The organism is Nostoc cf. edaphicum LEGE 07299, assembly GCF_015207245.1.
GTDB lineage: Bacteria > Cyanobacteriota > Cyanobacteriia > Cyanobacteriales > Nostocaceae > Nostoc > Nostoc edaphicum_B.
On the sequence record NZ_JADEXF010000773.1, the window covers coordinates 1 to 3174 of the forward strand.

At 42.8% G+C, this 3174-nt stretch carries 1 protein-coding gene; it reads right to left on the minus strand.

The annotated features are described in order from the left end of the window. Nucleotides 1–191: 191 nt before the first annotated feature. Nucleotides 192–2912, minus strand: coding sequence for a CHAT domain-containing protein (locus tag IQ229_RS20430; protein ID WP_409339953.1), 2721 nt, complete (start codon nt 2910–2912; stop codon nt 192–194). Nucleotides 2913–3174: the final 262 nt, after the last annotated feature.

Here is a 3174-nt window from a genome sequence, read left to right on the forward strand (position 1 = left end):
GATTAGGTAAAAATATCCCATAAAATGAAAAGATTGTATATTGAAACGATCTAGCATATAGAGCTTTTGAGTATTTATACTTCTATCAAGATAGCTTCAAGCTGCTAAAAGCGGTTTATCAACTAGCAGATAGTTTGCCAACTTTTGAGCGGACAATTTCAGCGATCGATTACAAAGATTGACTCCCCAAATCACAACCAATTGCCAATCAATACATAGGCAGACCAAAAGCTTGGCGCTCTGTAGTTGGGATGTTTCAGCAGTTGTAGCTGGGCACGATGGACTGCTTCGGCTTTGGTGATTTTGCCACTCTTGAGTTCTCGATAGAAGGCACTAACAAACATCGCTGTTGATTCATCATCAATTTGCCACAGGGAAGCGATGGTACTACGTGCCCCAGCTCGGACAGCTGCTCCTGCTAGACCAAGTGCTGCACGGCTGTCTCCTGTTGCTGTTTGACAAGCACTCAAAACTAATAGTTCTACTACGGTTTTACCCTGACTACGAAAGAGAGTATCAAAATCTTTGACATTGATTTGACCATCGAAATCTAAAATAAAAGTGTCTTCAAGGCGGGAGCTAAACTGACCGTGGGTTGCCAAATGCACTATGTTGAATGAAGCAGCACCAATTTCACTTTCCAAATTCTTTTTTTTAAAATCTCCATCCAATAGGCTGGTTGTCGAAACTCCTGCTTTAGCAATACCATCAAATTCAGATTTAATCGCCAGCAATGGTGCAAACTTGGGAAATCCTGGCGGTGGCATAGTTAGTCCTGCGGTTAGCGCTCTCATCTGCTGTTTTACTAGCGGTTTCGGGTCGAGGAGTTGTAGACCGACACTCAGGGCGATCGCATATTTCTCTACTAAATATTGTTTACCATCGTAGAGAGCTGCCATTGGTAAATTGCGTAATGGGCCATCTAGGACGAAGACTAACGTATCGACGCTACTCTTTTGCAATTGTGCCTCAATAGGTTTAAGCAGCCAACTGTAAACTTCTTGCGATTGGGTTTGGACGATCTTAGTAGCAGTTGGATCGACAAGATTTCTTCGCAGTTCTATTAAGAGTTTCTCTACTTTAGCTTGGGAAATCTTGGTACTGTAGCTTTGCAGAGATTGTGTAGGAATTTTGACAATTACCTGGAGTTCGTCACGAAGAATAATTGGATAAAGGATCGCAGCCTTGGTATTATCTTTGTCTACTACTCGATCGAGGGCTACTTTCTGACCTTGCAGACAAGCTTCTTGAAAGAAATCGTCTAATTCGGCTAGTTGGAGTGCTTCAATCCGTTCGCGTGCTTTCTCCAATATTTTTTCATCTGGTTTTCCTTTTTGAGATTGCAGCAGTAACTCCACTGACTGGCGGTAGACGGGTTCTACACTGTCCCGGAAGTCAAATTGCACATCCTGGTTCACTACATCTTTATTGACTACTAAATCTCTGCGGAGAGACTCAAGAGTGTTTACAGCAGCATCATAAGCGGCGATCGCACCATTAATATCTTTTTGTGCCCAAAGCAATCTACCTAACTGCCACTCCAAGCTATAGGTAATTTCTGGTGCATTGCTACTCTGTGCCAAAGCTAATCCTTGCCTGGTCAAGTCTTGCGCTTCTGACCACTGTCTGGTTTCTTCGTACAAGCCGCCTAAACTCTTTAGAGCATAAGCCTCTGCCCGCTTGTCTTCTAAACTGCGGGATTGCTGGATGGCACTAGCGAGTAATTTTGCTGAGTCTTTTGTACTTAATCCTGCATAAGAACTCTGACTGGATGCTTGTAATCCACCACTCTTGACTTTTGCTAAACTTTGTGCAAAGTTAACGTTAGCGTAAATACTCGCACGGCTGAGGGGAAGTTGGTTGAGGTGGGACTCAATCGACGGCAAAAGAGTTTGAACCTTTGCCCATTCTTTATCTTTAATCAGTAGTCCCAGGTGATTGAGTTGGGCTTGAACTTTTGCCAGGGGTGAGGGAGATACTGCAACTGTTTGTTGATAATAGGCGATCGCCTGTTTCTTTTGGTTTTGTTTACGGGCATTATTCCCCAAGCTGAACAGACTAGCCCCAATATCAGCGCTTGATTTTAGATTTTGAGCAATTATCAGACTTTCTTTTAGGGCTTGGTGTGATTTTTTCAAATCGCCCAATACCAAAAGGGTATCACCGAGCGATCGCAAACTCACTGTCTTTTCTAGAGAATCTGGTTGAGATTTTAACGTCTGACTTATTCGATCAAGTGTTTTGATCGCCCGTGGGTAAAATCCTTGAGTGCGCCAGGCCTGTGCTTGATTAATTAGCGATCGCACTACGCCACTTTGATTATCTGCTTGTTTGTAAATTTCTTCTGTCTGCTGCCAAGTTGCCAAAGCCGCTTCGGACTTTCCCATTGCCAATTGCAGACGACCTTGAATATCTAGTGATTGGGCAAATATTTGCAGATTTTGGTTTTTATCCTGTCCTTGAAGTAAATTTAAGCTTTCTGTAATTGCCTGCTGCGCCTGACTCCATGCACCGAGTTGTTGGTAAGCTAGGGAAAGATTACTCAGTGTAACTGCTAGTGTGAGGCTCTCCCCTTGCTGCTTATATATTTGGACAGCCTGTTGTAACACTTCTACAGCTTTGGCAAAGTTGCCATTACTGTATAAAACTTTGCCCTGCTGTAAGAGTGAGGCGGCATCAGTGGGCACAGCGAGTGATATTATACTATTTACTGGCAGTTGGGATGAAGAATTGATTGAGCCAGGAACTTTTGCTAGCACTGGTGAACCGACAATGCATAGCAAAGCGACCAGGAAGTACAAAGGCAAACGTAAAAAGTGAGCTAGGGAAGTGAGCCAGCGCGTCTTTGCCGTTTCCCGACTCCTGCTTCTATTTGGAGAATTCGCGCCAAAAATCCTAGTTGTTTTAGCCATAAGCATGACGAGAGGTAGGTGATAACCAGAAACACATAGGATGAACTATTAGACATCTCCGAAAACGTTCAAAGCCTTGATGTGGCTAGGCTATAGTCCGTAAATGCAATCATCCTAAATTAGGTAGTCTGTACGAAAAAATAAGGCTTTAAGATATTTACTGTTGATAATTAGGCAAAAACATTTAGTTATATGCGTTAATTTTAACCTCATGACATAGCAGATATTTTTAATGGTAATATTAGCGCTCTAATTCGTAGTC